This is a genomic window from Pseudomonas sp. Pse35, from assembly GCF_024519715.1.
GTDB classification, from domain to species: domain Bacteria; phylum Pseudomonadota; class Gammaproteobacteria; order Pseudomonadales; family Pseudomonadaceae; genus Aquipseudomonas; species Aquipseudomonas paracarnis.
This window is the reverse complement of the sequence record NZ_JALJRP010000015.1, coordinates 81,132-98,201: the sequence shown is the minus strand read 5'-3', so window position 1 is coordinate 98,201 and position 17,070 is coordinate 81,132. Positions and strand designations below refer to the sequence as shown.

16 protein-coding genes are annotated in these 17,070 nt (G+C 63.2%); all 16 read right to left on the bottom strand.

What is annotated here, in order from left to right; translation table 11 throughout:
* Position 1 precedes the first annotated feature (1 nt).
* Positions 2–925, bottom strand: coding sequence for an ABC transporter substrate-binding protein (locus OC445_RS14925; RefSeq protein ID WP_054898356.1), 924 nt, complete (start codon positions 923–925; stop codon positions 2–4).
* Positions 926–943: 18 nt separating this feature from the next.
* The gene (locus OC445_RS14920; RefSeq protein ID WP_034128215.1) at positions 944–1,717 is read right to left on the bottom strand and encodes an amino acid ABC transporter ATP-binding protein; all 774 of its coding nucleotides are present in this window, start codon (positions 1,715–1,717) and stop codon (positions 944–946) included.
* Complete coding sequence (locus tag OC445_RS14915; protein WP_054898355.1) at positions 1,710–2,681, bottom strand: amino acid ABC transporter permease; 972 nt, start codon at positions 2,679–2,681, stop codon at positions 1,710–1,712. Before OC445_RS14915 ends, OC445_RS14920 begins: the two co-directional genes overlap by 8 nt.
* A gap of 19 nt (positions 2,682–2,700) precedes the next feature.
* A complete protein-coding gene (locus tag OC445_RS14910; RefSeq protein WP_034128278.1) occupies positions 2,701–5,094 on the bottom strand; it encodes a TonB-dependent receptor plug domain-containing protein in 2,394 nt (797 codons plus the stop codon).
* 1,043 nt (positions 5,095–6,137) lie between these two features.
* Positions 6,138–8,264: a type II secretion system secretin GspD gene (gene gspD / locus OC445_RS14905; protein WP_054898354.1), complete on the bottom strand. Its 2,127-nt coding sequence runs from the start codon at positions 8,262–8,264 to the stop codon at positions 6,138–6,140.
* Positions 8,265–8,269: 5 nt separating this feature from the next.
* Complete coding sequence (locus OC445_RS14900) at positions 8,270–8,770, bottom strand: hypothetical protein (RefSeq protein ID WP_054898353.1); 501 nt, start codon at positions 8,768–8,770, stop codon at positions 8,270–8,272.
* Positions 8,767–9,369, bottom strand: a complete 603-nt coding sequence (gene gspM / locus OC445_RS14895) for a type II secretion system protein GspM (protein ID WP_032902001.1) — start codon at positions 9,367–9,369, stop codon at positions 8,767–8,769. The genes OC445_RS14900 and gspM overlap by 4 nt, the downstream gene beginning before the upstream one ends.
* Positions 9,344–10,336 carry a PilN domain-containing protein gene (locus tag OC445_RS14890; protein WP_054898352.1) on the bottom strand — a complete coding sequence of 331 codons (993 nt, stop codon included), beginning with the start codon at positions 10,334–10,336 and terminating at the stop codon, positions 9,344–9,346. The genes gspM and OC445_RS14890 overlap by 26 nt, the downstream gene beginning before the upstream one ends.
* Positions 10,333–11,034: a hypothetical protein gene (locus OC445_RS14885; protein ID WP_054898351.1), complete on the bottom strand. Its 702-nt coding sequence runs from the start codon at positions 11,032–11,034 to the stop codon at positions 10,333–10,335. Before OC445_RS14885 ends, OC445_RS14890 begins: the two co-directional genes overlap by 4 nt.
* On the bottom strand, positions 11,031–11,639 hold the full coding sequence (locus OC445_RS14880; RefSeq protein WP_054898350.1) for a prepilin-type N-terminal cleavage/methylation domain-containing protein: 609 nt from the start codon (positions 11,637–11,639) through the stop codon (positions 11,031–11,033). The genes OC445_RS14885 and OC445_RS14880 overlap by 4 nt, the downstream gene beginning before the upstream one ends.
* Positions 11,636–11,968 (bottom strand): type II secretion system protein, encoded by a 333-nt coding sequence (locus tag OC445_RS14875; protein WP_054898349.1) that lies wholly within the window; start codon positions 11,966–11,968, stop codon positions 11,636–11,638. Before OC445_RS14875 ends, OC445_RS14880 begins: the two co-directional genes overlap by 4 nt.
* Positions 11,965–12,390 carry a GspH/FimT family pseudopilin gene (locus OC445_RS14870; RefSeq protein WP_262020200.1) on the bottom strand — a complete coding sequence of 142 codons (426 nt, stop codon included), beginning with the start codon at positions 12,388–12,390 and terminating at the stop codon, positions 11,965–11,967. The genes OC445_RS14875 and OC445_RS14870 overlap by 4 nt, the downstream gene beginning before the upstream one ends.
* A gap of 7 nt (positions 12,391–12,397) precedes the next feature.
* Positions 12,398–12,808, bottom strand: coding sequence for a type II secretion system major pseudopilin GspG (gspG, locus tag OC445_RS14865; RefSeq protein WP_019821138.1), 411 nt, complete (start codon positions 12,806–12,808; stop codon positions 12,398–12,400).
* A gap of 20 nt (positions 12,809–12,828) precedes the next feature.
* Entirely contained in the window at positions 12,829–14,025 is a 1,197-nt protein-coding gene (gene gspF, locus OC445_RS14860; RefSeq protein WP_072446247.1) for a type II secretion system inner membrane protein GspF, read from the bottom strand.
* Complete coding sequence (locus OC445_RS14855) at positions 14,022–15,689, bottom strand: GspE/PulE family protein (RefSeq protein WP_233453247.1); 1,668 nt, start codon at positions 15,687–15,689, stop codon at positions 14,022–14,024. Before OC445_RS14855 ends, gspF begins: the two co-directional genes overlap by 4 nt.
* A gap of 257 nt (positions 15,690–15,946) precedes the next feature.
* Positions 15,947–16,987 (bottom strand): LacI family DNA-binding transcriptional regulator, encoded by a 1,041-nt coding sequence (locus tag OC445_RS14850; RefSeq protein ID WP_072446249.1) that lies wholly within the window; start codon positions 16,985–16,987, stop codon positions 15,947–15,949.
* Between the last annotated feature and the right edge of the window lie 83 nt (positions 16,988–17,070).

Here is a 17,070-nt window from a genome sequence, read left to right as displayed (position 1 = left end):
CCTAGTCCGGCAGGCCCGGTGGGTTGATCAGCGACTTGTCGACGCGCTCGACATCCAGGCCCCAACGTTGCAGCACCTGCTCGTATTGGCCGCCGACAATCGCGCCCTGCAGTGCCGTGTGGATCGGCTGCACCAGGCCGTTGTCCTTGCGCGTGGTCACCGCGATATCCGCCTGCAACGGCCAGCCACCATTGACGGTGCCGACACGCTTGATGCCGCCGGTGATCGCTGCCGAATAGGCATACACCGAGTTCGGCCCGAACAGTGCGTCGCTGCGCCCAGACTGCACCGCCAGTTGTGCGGCGGCCTGGTCGTCGAAGTACTGCAACAACGCAGGTTTGAGGCCGGCTTTCTCATTGGCCTCGTTCCACGCCAGCAGGACTTTTTCCTGGTTGGTGCCGGAGCCGACGATGATCTTCAGCCCGGCAATATCCGCCGCCTGCTTGATCTCACTGATCTTGCTGGTGCTCTTGACGTAAAACCCGAGCACATCCTGGCGGTAGGTGGCGAAGTCGAAACGCTTTTTGCGCGCCTCGGTCACGGTGACGTTGCTGATCACCGCGTCGTATTTGCCCGAGCTGACGCCCAGGGGCCAGTCTTCCCAACTGGTCTGCACGACGTTGAGTTGCAGGCCAAGGCTGTCGGCTACCAATTGGGCGGTGTCCGCCTCGCTGCCGATGGTGGTCTTGTCGTCACTGGCCAGCAGCGCCAGCGGTGGCCCGGCTACACCTGACACGGCCACGGTGAACTTGCCCGGCTGGGCGAACTTGAAGCCCGGCGGGATCTGCGCGATGGCCGCTTCATTGCGTGGCGCATGGATGCGCGGGCGATCGGGGCTGAGGTCGACCTGTTGCACGGCAAATGCGCTGTGGGCAGCGGCCCCGGCAATTGCCAACAGGACGACACGGGCAGTGGTGATAAACATGGGCAGTCACTCCTTGAACTAAAGCACTTTGCCGAGAAAGGCCTGGGTGCGGGGATGTCGGGGTTGGCGCAGGATCTGTTCGGGCGGGCCTTCTTCGATCAGTTGGCCGTCGCAGAGGAACACCACGTGGTCGGCCACTTCGCGGGCAAAGCCGATCTCATGGGTGACGATCACCAGGGTCACGCCCAGTTGGGTCAGGCCCTTGATCACGTCCAGCACTTCACCCACCAGTTCCGGGTCGAGGGCCGAGGTGGGCTCGTCGAACAGCAGCACTTTGGGGTCGAGCGCCAAGGCCCGGGCGATGGCGACGCGTTGCTGTTGGCCGCCGGAGAGCTGGCGCGGGTAGGCGTCGGCCTTGTCCGCCAGGCCGACCTTGGCGAGTAATTCATCGGCCTTGTCACGGGCCTGCAGCCGGCTCCAGCGCTTGTGCGCCAGGGGCGCTTCGGCGATGTTTTCCCAGGCGGTGAGGTGGGGAAACAGGTTGAAGTTCTGGAACACGAAGCCCACGTCGATACGGCGCTTGAGAATCTCGCGTTCGGTGAGTTCAAAAAGCAGCTCGCCTTTGCGCCGATATCCGACGTACTCACCGTCGATGGTGATATGCCCGCTGTCGATCTTCTCCAAATGGTTGATGGTGCGCAGCAAGGTGGACTTGCCCGAGCCGGACGGCCCGAGAATCACCGTGACCTTGCCAGGGTCAATGCTCAGGTCGATATGATCGAGTACCTGCTGGTTGCCAAAGCGCTTGCCCACGCCCTGGATCTGAATGCGCCCGGCACGTGCTTCAGGCATGGGCCTTCTCCTTGAACCAGCGGCGCACGCGCTGCAACGGCGTGGGTGGCAGCACCCGCGCGGTGCCCCGGGCGAAGTGGCGCTCGACGTAGTACTGGGCGCTGGTGAGCACGGTGGTGATGATCAGGTACCAGACCGTGGCGACGATCAGCAACGGGATCACCGCCTGGGTGCGGTTGTAGATGACCTGCACGGTATAGAACAGCTCGGGCAAGGCCAGCACGTAGACAATCGAGGTGCCCTTGACCAGGCCGATGATTTCGTTGAACCCCGACGGCAAGATCGAGCGCAGTGCCTGGGGCAGGATGATCCGGAAGATGCGTCGAGAGGCCGGCAGCCCCAAGGCCGCCGCCGCCTCATGCTGGCCGGCATCCACGCCAATCAGCCCACCGCGAATGATCTCCGCCGCGTAGGCCGCCTGCATCAGGCTCAAGCCCAGGACGGCCACGGTAAATTGGCTGAGCACATCCACCGTCGACCACTCGGCGAACACCAGATCGGTGAACGGCACGCCTAGCACGATGTGGTCGTACAGGTAGGCAAAGTTGTAGAGGATGATCAGCACCAGCAGCGCCGGCATCGACCGGAAAAACCAGATATAGCCCCAGGCCAATGCCGCCAGCAACGGCGAACCCGACAGCCGCGCCAGGGCCAGCGCGGTACCCAGCAGGATGCTGAAGACTGTGCTCAACAGCGTCAGCAGCAACGTCTGGCCCAACCCGCGCAGCACCGAGGGCGAAAAGAACCACTGGCCGAACACCCCCCATTCCCAGCGCGGGTTGGTGGCCAGGGAGTGCACGATGGCGAGTAATACCAGCGCGGCGAAAATCGACCCGGCCCAGCGCCAGGGGTGCCGGGCCGGCACCACGCGCAACGCCTTGATCGGCGTGGCGGCACGGCGCTGGCGCAGCGGTTGGGCGCTGACTTCATCCAGCAGGTCATAGGGTTTGGCGACAATGGGCATGTTCTTTTCCTCGCAGGCCTCAGAAGGCGTAAGTCAGCCGGGTGTAGTAATACCCACCGGTAAAACCGTAGGGCGAATAGGTGCCGTAGCTGGCAACCATGGTGCTGCTCGGCACCCCTTGTTTCTTGGGATAGAGGTCGAACAGGTTCTTGGCGCCGATGGCAATGTTCAGGTCTTTGGTGAGGCTGTAGCCCAGGTCGAGGTCGGTGATCCAGCGGGCGTTGTAGACCCGGTCCAGGTCACGATTGGCCGATGAGTTCACTTCCTTGTACGAGCCGTAGCGGGTCAGGGCCAGGTTGAGGTTGAAGCGTTCGATACTCCAGTCACCGCCCAGGATCAGCTTGGTGTTGGGTTGCACGCCGGTGATCAGGTTGCGCGCCTGGCGGTCCATCAGGTCGTAGGAGGTACCAAGAATGTGGGTGGATTCCTTGTAGTTGAGGATTTGGGTCTGGTTCCAGTTGAACGCGGCGGTCCACTTCAGCGCGCCGAACGCGCCCAGGTCCTGGTTGTAGCTGCTGACCAGGTCCAGACCTTTGGTGCGGGTGTCGGCGCCGTTGATAAAGTACTGGCCGCCGGAGGTGGAGTTGATGCCGTTGTTCTGCAACACCTGGGTGACTTCCGGGCCCAGCAAGGTGCCGGTAAGGGTGATGCGGTCACGCAGGTTGATCACGTAGGCATCGGCGGTGAAGCTCAGGCGGTCGGTGGGCGTGAGCGTGAAACCAAGGCTGAAGTTGGTGGAGCGCTCGGGCTTCAACGCCTGCGCGCCTAGCGCCTGGGCCGCCGCCGAGCCCACGGGGAGCACGCCATAGTTGATCGACTGATACACCCCATCGACGACGCCATAGGTGGTGGAGCGCGCACTGAACAGACTGTTGGCCAGGGACGGCGCACGAAAGCCATTGCTCACGGTGGCACGCACCGCGAACTGCGGGGTGAAGTCGTAGCGGGTGGTCAGCTTGCCGCTGCGGGTGGCGCCCACGCCCTCGTTGTAATGCTCATAACGCACCGCCGTGCCAACGTACCAGTCCGGCAAGGGGTTGAAACCCACATCCACGTAACCGGCCAGGCTGTTGCGTGACGCGCTGCTTTCTTCGTCCGGTGAAATGCCGTTGGTGACCTGTGCCCCGGACGACGCACAGTTACCCGGCGCCACGCAGTAACCGCCATTGGCATAAGACGCGTAATCGCCGGCTTGCACCTCGTAAGTGTCGCGCCGATGCTCGAAGCCATAGGACAGGTCCAAGGGCTTTTGCAGTCCGATGTCGAAGCCACGCTTGAAGTCCAGGTTGGTGGTCAGCTCGGTGGAAATCCAGGTACCGGAGGTGAAGCTGTTCGGCGTGGCTTCGCCCAGGGAAGGGTTCTGGTTGTGGGTGGTGCCCTGCTCCGCTTCGTTGCGCCCATAGGTGGTAGACAAGTCCCAGTCCCACTCGCCCACAGTACCCTTGCCACCAAACGCCGCCTGGAAGTCGTCCTCGTCGATGTACCAGGTCGGGGTGTACCCGGCCGGGTAACCGTTAGGCCCGGTGGTGATGGTGTTGGTGATGGTCGGCAGACGGAAGTTCTGCCCCTGCTCGGCCTTGCGTCGCGAGTAGGTGGTAAAGGAGTAGAGGCTGAGGCTGTCGTCGATCGGCAACTCGGCGTTGTAGCCCAGGGTCAGCAGGTTGGTCTTGGGCGTACCGTAGCCGCCATAGGTGGACTTGCCCGCCAGGCCATAGGCTTGCTCATAGGTGTAGCCGTTGGCGCTGGCCTTGTTGTCATCGTTCTGGCTGCGTGCATCCAGGGCCAGTTGCACGATGCCGCCGTTGCCGATTTCGAAGCCCTTGTTGAGGCTTTGCTGCACGGTCTGTTTCTTGCCGTCGTAGCCAAGGCCCGCGTGGGTCACCGAGGTACCGCGGGTGTCGGCCTTGAGGATCACGTTGATCACCCCGGCAATGGCGTCAGACCCGTATTGGGCAGCCGCACCATCGCGCAGCACTTCGACATGGTCGATGGCGCTGATGGGGATCAGGTCCAGGTCAGCCGGCGCCGCGCCGGTGTTGATGCCGTTGATATTCAAGGTGGCACTGGTGTGGCGGCGCTTGCCGTTGACCAGCACCAACACTTCGGCGGCGCTCAAACCCCGCAGGTTCGGTGCCCGGGCAATGCCGCTGGCGTCCCAACCGGTTTTTTCCGGCAGGGTCAGCGAAGGGATCACCGCGCTCAACGCCTCCATCAACCCGGGCTTGCCGGTGTTTTGCAATTGCCGGGCGCTGACCACGTCAATCGGCACCGGGCTGCTGGTGACCGTGCGCTGCTCGGCGCCACGGTTGCCGGTCACGACGACCGTCGACAAGGTGCTGTCATCCTGGGCCTGGGCTGCTGCGGCGAACAGCGACAGGGTCAGGGCAGCAGTAGGTTGCAGAATTTGCTTCATATCCATTCCCAGCTTTTTCCAAATCGCAAAGTCGGGCAGGCACGCGCCTGGCGCGACGTGGCCGGTAGTCAAAGGGGCGATGCGGCTTGGGCTAGGTGTGGGGCAAGCGAGGGGTTTGAAGTGGCAACATACGTTGAGCTCCCGTCCAACGACTCTGCTGCGGCGGGATGATTACCCGGTCAGGCGCGCAGAATCTGAATCACGCTGGGTACCATCCGAGGTCAGGGGTAGGCTGTTGGGATCAAACATAACGGAATGGATTTTAAAAATATAATGCTATTTGGGCATAAGCTAATATTCTGTACTTTCATTATTTATAAAAATAATTATTCATAAAAATGATTTTTAATCTGGGCGCGCAGAACGCTCAAAGTGTGGGAGGGGGCGTGCTCCTGATGACTGTGGGCCAGTCAAAATGCATTTACTGACACGCCCCCCCATCGCAACGGTAACTACCGACGGTAACCACGATGCGAAGCGAGCCGCTCTTGATCTGCTTTTGATCTCAGGCGCCCCGTTAAACCACGCTGGCCGGAATTCGACAGGGATTTGGGGGGTAAACCGGCAGGGATGCCGGTTTAGCCGCCCCGCACCATGGATGGCGCGTGGCGGCGGCCCCCCAAATCACTGGCGAATTACGGGCACACCGAGCCAAAGCGAGGTGCCGAGTGGTGGGGCAAGAGCGTTTTGCTTACTTTGCCGCTTTTGCAAAGTGAGCCGCCGTCAGGGCGGAACCCTAAGTGGCCGTTACCGCAGGAATGGATATGTACCCGGTATAACTGCGTCGCCTGTTAGGCCGCCTTCGCGAGCAAGCCCGCCCCCACAGTTTGATTGCGGAGTGTCAGGTAGATAGGTGTCGGCTGGTAGGCCGTTATCGCAGGCAAGCCAGCTCCCACATTTTTGATCGCGGGGTGTCAGGTTGATAGGTGTCGGCTGGCAGGCCATCATCGCAGGCAAGCCAGCTCCCACATTTTTGATCGCAAGGTGCCAGGCCACCATCGGGAGCGAGCCCCCTCCCACATGGGTACTCGGTACAGCCAGGATCATTGAGCCGGTCGCAACAGCTGCATCTGCTGACGATAATCATCCGTCACCTGCCGCGCCTGGCTGCTGCTGGTGATGACTCTTGGCGTGATCAACACAATCAGCTCCGTGCGGTCCTTGGACTTGCCGGTGTTGCCAAACAACCAGCGCAACCCCGGAATCTTCCCCAGGTAAGGCACGGCACTGACGCTCTCAGCATTGTCTTGCTTGATCAACCCGCCGAGCAGCACCGTCTGGCCACTCTGCACCGCCACCTGGGTGGACACCGAGCGCGTGGAGATACGCGGGTTCACCGGCGTCTCACTGTTTCCCGTCGAGTTCTGGGCATCACTGACCTGTTGTTGGATATCCATGTACACCAGCCCACCCGGATTGATGCGCGGCACCACATCCAGAATCACCCCCGTCTGCACATATTCCACACTGCTCAAGGTGGTGTCGGCGTCCCCGGTATTGACGGTGGTCTGACTGATGGGAATGTTGTCCCCCACCTGGATCTGCGCCGGCTGGTTGTTCATCACCACCAGGGATGGCGCCGACAGCACCTGGGTGCGGCCGTTGGTTTCCAGGGCGTGCAGGGCCACTTGCAGGTTGGAGCTGACGAAGGAGTAGAACAACGAGTCCGCCGCCCCCAGCCCTGCCCCGCCACCGCCCAGGGCGCCTTGGCTGCCGGAGGCATTGGCCACCGTAGTACTGGTGGAATTACCGGCCAGGCGGCCCAGGTACCACTGCACCCCCAGGTCCAGTTCGCCGGTGAGCTTGACCTCCAGAATGCGGGTCTCGATCTGCACTTGCAGCGGTGGGTTGTCGAGGCGTTTGATCGCCGCTTCGATTTCTTTCCATTGCGCCGGGCGGGTGCGCACCAGCAGTTGGTTGCTGCTCTTTTGCGCGGTGATGCGCGTGCCCGCTTCGAGGTCGCTGGTGGGCGATGCCTGGGTGTTTTCGGCAGGCTCGGATTCAGGTTCTTCGGCTGCGGGCACCGGGGCGCTCGCCTGCAAACCGGCACTGGTGGATGAGGACAAGGTGGTGGTACGCAACCCCGGCGCTACTTTCGCCGGGGCGTCATCCTTGATCGCGCCATTGCCGTAGATCTGCCGCAGGTACTTGGCCAGATCGCCGGCCTTCATATTGCGCACGTCGTACACATACATCTGCGGCTCGTTGCCGCCGCCCTCGTCGATGGTACGGATCCAGTCGCCCACTTCGCTGAGGTACTGGGGCTGGGAAGAAATCGCCACCACCGAGTTGGTGCGCTCGACCGGCAAGAACCGCAGCATGCCGGCCAGGGGTGTGCCACTGTCCGCGCCGAACATGGCTTGCAGCTCGGGCATCAGCTCGGCCACCGAGGCGCGTTGCAGGCCGAACACCGCCACCGACATGCCCTTGAGCCAGTCCACGTCGAAAGTGTCGATGGTGTCCTGGTAGTTGGCCAGTTCGTCGGGCGTGCCGGCCAGGCTCAGGACATTGCGCGCCGGGTCCACCAACAAAAAAGCGTTTTCACGAGCGAAGGGTTTGAGCAGTTTCTGCATCTCGGTGGCCGAGATATAGCGCAGTGAAAACAGACGTGCCGAGAGGCCGCTGGCCGGTTGCGCCACGCGCATCTGCGGCACCAGCTTGCCCGCCACTGCCTGGTTGGCCGGCAGGATCACATAGCGGTTGCCCTGTTTGATCATGGCGTTGTCGGTCCAGGACAACAGGGTTTCGAGAATCGACAGCGCTTGCTGTTTGTCTACAGGCTTGGAGGTGGAGAAGCTGACCGTGCCCTTCACGCCCTCGGCGATGCTGTAGTTCTCGTGCAGCAGGTCGCCCATCACGCTGTTGATCACGGCCTCGATGGGCTGATCGGCGAAGTTGAACACGATGTCGCCGCCCTGCTCCGGCACGTTTACGGGTGCCGCGGGCTGGCGCACAAACGCTTGATTGCCACGAATGAGCTGGCGCTGCGGCGGAGCCTGGGTGGCAGGTGGAGCGGTTTCGGCCACAGGCGCCTGAAGCGGCGGGCGTTGTGCGCCGGTGCCCTGCAGGGCCTCGTGCAGCAGGTCGTCGTCCGGGTCGAGGGTGTCGGGCAAAGAGCCACAGCCGCCCAGGGAAACGGCGGTAGCCAGGCAAAACAGCGAAGTGCGCATATCAATCAAGGGAGAGACTCGCGGGGATGTGAGATCAGGGGTAACCGCTTACCGTAGAGGCTCAGGGTCTGGGTGCGCCCGTCCAGGGCAAAACGAGCGTATTGCGGGGTCAGGTGTTCCAGGCGCCAGCCGTTGGGCAACGCCTGGCCCAAGCGCACCGTGAGCGTTGGGCCACCGGCTTGCTTGAGCATGGCCATTTGCAGGTTGCCGGTGATCATGATGCCGCTGAGGGTCAGGTTGGCCAGGCTCGCCACTTGGGTTTTACCCACCTCCCGGTCCGGACGGCGATCCGGGCTGAACAGCGGCGCTTGCCAGGTACCGGCAAGGTCTTGCAACGCTGGCGTGGGAGCGGCCTGCACCTGGAACGAGGGTGGCGCGTGCACCGGCGCATCGGGTAACCACCGGGGGGCGTCGCCGATGCTGCTGAGGATCATCGCCATCAACAGCCCCAAGAGCCCGGCCACGCCGAGCCAGCCCCATTCAAGAGGACGCAAGGGGCCAATCATGGTGCCACCCGCGCCGGTTGCAGGTAGCCGCGCACCAGCAGTTGCACCGCCAGCTTGCCCGCCCCGCCACTGGCTGGCGCCTGTTTGTCGCGACGAATATGCAGCTCATCGACGAACAGAAAAGGCGGTTGATATTCCAGCCCATGCAGGATCGCGGTCAGCGGTTCGATGGCGCAATTGAGCGTGAGGCTGACCTTGACCTGACGATAGGGCTCGCTGTCGTTCTGTTCAGGCGTGATCGGTTTGCGCTGGGTCAGGTTGCAGCCGCCGCCGAGGTTGGCGTGGCTGTTGATCAGGTCGGCGAGACGCTGCATCAGGTCGGCGGCGACCACGTCCGGGTCGTCCCCTGGCAACAGGCTGGCGCTGCTGGCCGGGTCTTGCTGTGCTTGCGCCAACTGTTCGCGCAAAGCATCGCCCTGGCGTATGACGCTGGCATAGCGCTGCTGCTGTTCACGCAACTGTTCGGCCTGTTCACCCATGGCCCGCAGCGGCCCGGCGAACCAGCTGTCGATCAACAGCCAATAGGCCGCGCCGAGCACCAACGCCAGGGTCAACAAGGCGGCGCCGCGGCGTTCACGGCGTGTGAGGGGTCGGCGCATCGGCGGCCTCCTGGCGTAAGTGGGCACGCAAGGCAAACTGGTCCTTGCCGGTGCGTGCGTCGGGTTGGATCACCCCTTCGAATTGCGCGTTGTCCAAGCGCTGGCAGCCTTTGATGCGGCTGATCAGGCCACTGGCCTTGGCGCTCTGGCCGGAGAAACTCACCTCGCCGTCCTTGACGTCCAATTGGTCGAGCCAGGTGTCTGCGGGCAGGCAACTGGTCAAGTCATTCAGCAGCGCGGCCAGGGGCGGTTGCGCCCGTTTACGCTGGCTGAGGTACTGCGCCGCGCCACGGGTGTTGAGCAGTTGCTGGCGCAGGGCGTGCACCTGGGCGACCTCGGCTTTTTGCTGTTGGACAGTGGCGTGCATGCTGTCGAGTACCCGCTGGCGGTCGTTGAGCCACAACAGCATCGCCGCGATCAGCAACGCGCCGCACAACCACGGCAGGCTGCGCTGCAATTGCTTGCCGGCAGGCCGCGAACGCGGGCGTAACGGCGCGGGCAGCAGGTCGATACCCAGGCCCGCCACATCCACGCGGTGTGGGTACAGGCCGAGGGCGGCGCAGTCAGTGAGGACCTGGTCAAGGCGCTCGCGCAGGATCGCCACCACCCTCACCTCCAGGTGGCTGGGTGTGCGCCGCTCCTGGCGGGCGACGAAATAGAGCTGCCCGGCGTTGAACGGGGTGTAGCGGTCCAGTTCATAGCCAACCACCTCCACGAGGTTGCGCGCGGCAGCCAGAGGCAGTTGCACGCTTTGCTGCAACACGGCATCAGGAGCAAGCATCAGCACCTGGCGCGCATTGCCTGGCAACACTGGAGCCGTCAGCGGCCAGTGATGAACCTGCTCAGGCGGTTCCTGGAACGCCAGCCACTTCGGCACACAGCCGCGTAACTCCGTGAGCCACAGGCGCCAGCCTTGTTGCAGCAGGCTGCCGCGCCAGTAGCGGGCAATCGGTTCGAGTTGAATCATTCTTGCCACCGCACCACCCGATAGGGCTGTGCGCTGTCCTCCGCAGGGCTCAATAAAAGGGTCAGTCGCAGGCGTGCCTGATAGCCGCCGGGGCGCTCGGCGCGGCTGTCGATTTCCACGACCTGGCCGGGGTCGACGCCCTCGGCGTCCTGGCGTGGCAGGTTCAACGCCTTGCGCATCAGGGGGCTGGCGAATGCCGGAGCGGGCCGGTCGAGGTCGCTCCACAAGGTGATGTGCGGCAGTAGTTGGCTGTAGAGCGCCGGGGTCATGCCGGGAAGTTGACGTACCTCCTCCAGCACCCGAAACGGCGCCAGGCCCTGATGGCGGCGAGTCTCAAGGGCCTTGGCCAACTGCTGGGCCTGAACCGGTGTGGCGCCGCAGGCCAGGGCCAGGCGCGTGAGGTCCTGGGGGGCAGCGTTGACCAGGTACAACTTGCCGCGCTCACTGCGCAGACTGACCTGCAAGCGGGCGTCGTCGAAGGTCAGCGCAATAGGACGCCCGTCCGCCACCCACTGCCCTTGCGCCATGACCTCTGCGATACCGGCCTGGGCGGCCAACAGTGTCTGAGTGTGCTGGCGCAGCCATAGCGCCTGGCGACTTTGCAGTTGCACCCACCCGGCCAGGCCACCCAGCAATACGCTGAGCAAGGCCAGCACCCACAACACCAGCAACAGGGCCGCACCGCGTTGGCGCTTCATTCTTCGCTGCTCGCGCTGGACAGGTTCAGGCGCAGCGCAACCACCTGGGCGACCCATGGCACCGGCCCGTCGACAGAGGCGTCGATACGCACCGCAGTGGGCAGGCGCCGGGGCCAGGGCCACGGGCTCAACCAGTCGGTGGGCTGGCCCAGTGGCGAGACACCGCGATAGCTGAACTGCAGCGCCTCGACGTCATGCAAAAGCACCTGCGGCTCATCGCGCTGCGCGTTGGCGTGGGAGGCCCTCTGCGAAAAAGCCACCTGCAGATCCTGCCCGACCCGTTGCAGGGTAAAGCGCTGGATACCCCCGCCCAATACACCGGGCAAGGTCGCCACAAACTGCAGACGCTCAGGCGTGCCGATAAAAAAACCTTCGGCCTGGCTGTCATCGTCAGTGAGCTTTAGCGGCAGCGCCTCGCTGATCGAGGTGCGCAAAAACTGTTGGGCGGCGCGCATTTCATCCAGGCTGACGGTGTAGGCCTGGGCCTTGGCCACCGCCCGATTGGCCCCCAGCAACGCTGCGCTCACCAGCAGCAACAACACCGACAGCAAGCTGAGCACCACGAGCACTTCCAGCAGGGTGAAACCCTGCTCACGGCGCTTCACAGGCGCGCCTTCAAAGTGCTGAAGTGCGCCTGATGCGCGCCTTCACGCACGTTAAGGTCGAGACGAAACAGGTGCGGCTGTTGGCGGGTACTGGTCAATTGCCAATAGATACCCTCGAGTTCGCCTTGGCGGGTTCCCTCCGTCAGCGGGCCGGCGGCTTCCTGGTCCAGCAGCGTGAGCGCGGCATGGTTGAGGCGGTCGCTGCGGGCCACCTGGGACAAGGCGCGCGCGCTCTGGCCGAAGGCAACCAGCAACACGCTGCTGCACACCGCCATCAACGTCAGGGCGGCGAGCATTTCCAGCAGGGTGAAACCGGCCTGGTGCTTCATGGCAGCGCCTTGGACTGCACACTGCCGGTAAGCCAGCCAATGTCGATACGCCAACGACGGCTGCCGTTGGCCAGCAGCAGGTTACCGCCTGTGGAACTGCCGTCGGGATAGAACACCACGGCGGCCCCGGCCTGCTCGGCACTGTGCAAGGTCACTTGCACCTGCGCTGGCCACTGCTGTGACGCACGCCCTGGGGCCTGGAACGAGCGGCCCTGGAGGTCGAACTGAGTGCGCGCCGCCTGGCCGCTGACGATGGCGCTCGCCCGCGTGGCGCGCAGCGCCTCGACCATCTGCGCGACCACCCGGCGCTCCTTGGCCACCTGCAGCCCTTGCCGTACACCCAACCCCAACACCCCCGCCGCAATGCCGATCAATAGAATGACGACCAGCATCTCCAGCAGGGTAAAGCCTCGCTGGACCACGGGCGGGTTATTCCCAGTTGCCCAGGTCGGCACTGTAGCCCTCACCGCCGGGTTGGCCGTCCTGGCCGTAGAAGATCAGGTCGAAGGCACCGTGCTCACCGGGAAAGCGATAGCCGAACCCGTGGCCGAACGGGTCTTTCAGCTCCGAAGGCTTGGCGTAGGGGCCGGCCCAGTTCGAAGCACTGGCCGGCTTGTCGAGCAGCTGTTGCAGGTTGTTGGGCGGCGCCCCCACGTCCAGGGCGTAGCTGTCGATCTTCATGCTCAAACTGGCCAATTGCGCCTTGCCCGCGCCGTACTTGCCCTTGTCCACATTGCCACCGACCTGGCGCACCACAATGGTCGCGACAATGCCCAGCAGCACGATCACCGCCAGCATTTCCAAAAGGGTGAAGCCGCCTTGGCGGTGTCGGGTTTTCATCGGTTCTGCTCCTTGAAAGTTCATATATGGCTGGTGAGGCTCATCAGCGGCAGCATGATCGCCAGCATGATCACCGCCACCAGCACCGCCATGACCACGGTCAGGGTCGGCACCAGTGCAGCGAGCAAGCGTTCGATGGCGCGCTTGGCCTCGACGTCGAAGATGTCGGCGACCTTGAGCAGCATGCTGTCCAGTTCACCGGCCTGTTCACCGACTTCAATCATGTGCAGCGCCAGCTCCGGTAGCAGCGGCTGGCGACCGAACGCATCGGCCAGGGTGCCGCCGCCCTTGACCCGTTGCGCTGCCAGCGCCACTTGCGCCTGGAGCGCACGGTTGCTGCAGACTTGCCGGGCGATCACCAGCGCGGGCAGCAGCGCCACGCCATTGCTGAGCAACGTGCCGAGGGTGCGGGTCAGGCGGGCGGCTTGCACCCGTTGCAATAGCGGGCCGATCACGCGGATGCTCAGCAGGTGACGGTCGTAACGCTCACGGCGACGGGGGTCGCGCAGGCGCGCCGCCAGAATCCACCCACTGATCGACAACCCGGCCAGCACCACCAGGCCATAGGCGCCGAGGAACTCGCCGAGCGCCAGGATCACCTGGGTGATCAGTGGAATCGGTACGCCAAGGTCCTGAAAAATCGGCACGAATTGCGGCACCACATAGGCGAGCAACAGCGCCAGGGAACCCAGTACACCCACCACCAGGAACGCCGGGTAGATCAGCGCATTGATCACCTCGCCGCGCAGTAACTGGCTGCGCTCCAGGTAGTCGCTGAGCTGGCGCAAGGTGCCCTCCAGCGCCCCGCCGGCCTCACCGGCGCGCACCATGCTCAGGTACAGCGGGGAAAACGTGCCGCCCTCCTCCTCCAGCGCCGCCGACAGCGGTTTGCCGGCCTTGACCTGGTCGCGGATACGCTCGATCAAGGCCCGCACCTGAGGATGGCGGGCTTGCTTGAGCAACAGGTTTAAAGCGCGTTCGAGGGGCTGGCCGGCGCCCAGTAGCGTGGCCAATTGCTGGGTGAAACTCACCAGCGCTACGCCCTTCAACTGCCCACGTGCCTGACGCAACAAGGGGCCGCTGGCCGTTTCGATGTGCAGCAACAACCACCCGCGCTGATGCAAGACGGCGACAGCGGCCGCTTGGTCAATGGCCTGCAACGTGCCGCTCTGGGCCACGCCCTGGCTGTCCAGGGCGCGGAACTTGAACAGGCTCACGCGTCATCTCCGCGGGTGACGCGCAGCACTTCTTCCAGGGAGGTGACACCGGCCAGGGCCTGGCGCAAACCGTCTTCATATAAGGTGCGCAAACCGGCGCGGCGGGCGGCGTGCTCGAGGCTGGCGGCGTCGGCGTGGCCCATCAGCAGGCCACGCAACTCGTCGTTCATTACCAACAACTCAGTGAGGGCGCTGCGGCCGTGATAGTCACCGCGGTAAAGCAGGATCGGACGCTGCTCGGTCAGGCGATCCAGGCCGTGCTCCTTGATCAATTCCGGCGGGGCCTGGAAGGCCACGCGCGTGGCAGGGTCCAGGCGCCGCACCAGGCGCTGGGCGAGAATACCGCTGACCGTGGAGGCAATCAGGTAGCTCTCCACGCCCATGTCCAGCAAGCGCGTGATACTCGCAGCGGCGCTGTTGGTGTGCAGGGTTGAGAGCACCAAGTGACCCGTGAGGGAGGACTGTACGGCGATACGACAGGTTTCCAGATCGCGGATTTCGCCGATCATGATCACGTCCGGGTCCTGGCGCACGATGGCGCGCAGCGCTCCGGCAAAGTCCAGGCCGATGGCGGGCTTGACCTGGATCTGGTTGATCCCTTCAAGCTGGTATTCCACCGGGTCTTCCACGGTGATGATCTTGCGTTCAGCCGTGTTGAGTTGCGACAGCGCGGTATAGAGCGTGGTGGTTTTGCCCGAACCTGTGGGCCCGGTGACCAACAGGATGCCGTGGGGCCGCGCCAATAGATCCTGGAAGGCCGCCAGACGCGGGCCGTCGAAGCCCAGGCTGGGGAAATCGAATTGCACGGTTTGCCGATCCAACAGGCGCATCACCACCGACTCGCCAAAGCTGGTGGGCACCGTGGACACCCGCAGGTCCAACGCTTTGCCCTGGATGCGCAGCATGATGCGCCCGTCCTGGGGCAGGCGTCGTTCGGCGATGTCCAGGCGCGCCATGATCTTCACCCGCGAGATCACCGCCGCCGACGAACTGGCAGGCGGTGCTTCGGCGTCGTGCAGCACGCCGTCGATGCGGTAGCGCACCTTGAGTTGGTTTTCGAAGGGTTCGATATGGATATCCGAGGCGCGCTGTTCCACGGCGCGCTGCAGGATCAGATTGACCAGGCGAATCACTGGCGCTTCGGAGGCCATGTCCTTGAGGTGTTCGATGTCCTCCAGCACGCCGCCCTGCTCATCGAGGTTTTCGATCAGGCTGCCCATGGCGGAACGGCCCTGGCCGTAATAGCGCTCGATCAGCGTCTCGACTTCATTATGCGAACCGACGGCCAGCCAGACCGGCACCTCACAGGCATACGCCAGGGCCTGGAACGGATACCACTGCGCCGGGTTGGCAGCCATTACGCGCAACCCGCCCTGATGCCAACCCATCGGCACTAGCTGGTAATGGCGCATAAAGCGCTCGGTGAGCACGGGAAGCGGGTCAAGCAACGGCGGCGCCGCGTCGGCCACCAGTAGTGGCGCATCCAGCAAATCGGCCCAGGCGCGAGCCAGTTCGACCTCGGACACCAGGCCCAGGCGCGTGAGTAAACCGAGCAGGTCGCCAGGCTCAGTGGATAAACGCTGGGCGCGTTCCAGATCAGCGATTTTGAGCCCGGCGTGCTGCATCAGCCACGCGCACACCTGGTCGGTATGCGGGATCTGCATCTTGCAAGCATCGATGGGCGCTGACGACATCATTGAGGAATATCTAACGTTGCGAAAAGTATGGCTATTTAGAACTACCGAACAATGCCATTAGTTCGCCATAGCCCAGGCAGGCGTTAGCCGGGTGTATCGACTGGAAGTTATAGCCCTAGTTCCGGATAAGGGGGTAATTAAATACAAAACATTGCCAAATGCACTGATTTAGAGCGTTAGCAGCCAATAGCCACTAGTTGCAATTAGCCATAACGACGGGTCATTCAGGTGCTCTCTCTTTCAATTAACTGACAGTGCAAAAGATTCAAGCGCTCAACTTCCTCATCGGTGGCTAATACGCCCAGACTTTGCAGGACGCGTGTGGCAGCGAGTACACCAATCTCCAACGCGGGTGGCTGGAGGGTGCTGAGGCTGGGCAGCAACATATGGGCAAACGGGTAGTCGCCAAATCCCAATACGGCGCAGTCCTGGGGAATGCTCAGCCCGGCGCGTTGACCGGCCAGCAAACCACCGGCGGCGAGGTTATCGTTGGCGAAGAAAATCGCGTCGGGCGTGATCGTCTGCCCCATCAGCGCGTCCATGGCCTGCTTGCCAGCTTCGAAGGGCGCACGGTCGGCGTCCGGCACAAAGACCCACGGCTGCACACCCAACTCGGAGAGGGTCGCGGTAAACCCATCGCGCCGCTCCAATGCGCTGAAGTCGCCCACTGCACTGTTTTGTACGAAGGCGATGCGCCGATAGCCTTTGCCATGCAAGTAGCGAGCGGCGGTGACGCCCACTTCATAATGAGAAAAACCCACTTGCAACGGCGCGCGTTCTGGCACGTAGTCCCAGGTTTCGACGATCGGTATATCTGCCTCGGCGATCATCTTCTCGGTGCCAGGGCTGTGAAAGCGGCTGGTCAGCACCAGCGCTGCCGGCGACCAGCCGAGAAAGGCACGCACCGCGCTTTCTTCCTGTTCGATGCTGAAATAGCTGGAGGCCAACAACAGCTGGTAACCGTGACGACTGAGGGTGTCGCTGAAGCCCTGCAGCGTATTGGCAAAAATCGGCCCCGAGATATTCGGAATCACCATCGCGACGATTTTGCCTCGCGCAGAGGCCAAGCCACCGGCCACCAGGTTCGGCACATACCCCAACTGCGCGACCACCTCGGCGATACGTCCACGGCGCTCGGGTGAAACCTGTTCAGGTTGGTTGAAGTAACGCGACACCGTAATAGCCGACACCCCGGCCTGGCGCGCCACGGTGTTCAGGGTGACGCGGCCGGCGCCCCGGCGCTTGCGCGGTTTGTGTTCGTCCACGGCAAAACCTCAAAAAGGAATATAAAACTAATTTTTTAGTATTTGACGCTCTAAATGGCCCGCTTCAATAATGTTGATGTTAG